1 protein-coding gene is annotated in these 291 nt (G+C 41.2%); it reads right to left on the bottom strand.

The window, feature by feature from the left end; translation table 11 throughout:
• Positions 1-291 (bottom strand): YebC/PmpR family DNA-binding transcriptional regulator (locus ACSG5Z_RS31420; RefSeq protein WP_435712908.1); only part of this gene is annotated, 291 nt, incomplete at both ends.

The following is a 291-nucleotide window of genomic DNA, read 5'->3' as shown; positions in this document are numbered from 1 at the left end:
TCCTACAAGACCGAATACACCTGACGCATCAACCATGTAAGCTACAGAACCGTTTACACCCATGTTACCACTGTTTTTGCTAAAAGCAGCTCGTACATCTGCTGCAGTACGGTTTACGTTATTTGTAAGTGTATCTACAATTACCATAGATCCGTTTGGTCCGAATCCTTCATAACGAAGCTCGTCATAATTTTCTTCTGAACCGCCTTTTGCCTTTTCAACTGCACGATCAATATTTGTTCTTGGTACGTTGTATGTTTTCGCACGTTCTAATACAACTCTAAGCGCTTG

This window comes from Bacillus pretiosus, from assembly GCF_051294775.1.
Classification (GTDB): Bacteria; Bacillota; Bacilli; order Bacillales; family Bacillaceae_G; genus Bacillus_A; species Bacillus_A wiedmannii.
This window is presented reverse-complemented; position numbering and strand designations above follow the sequence as displayed.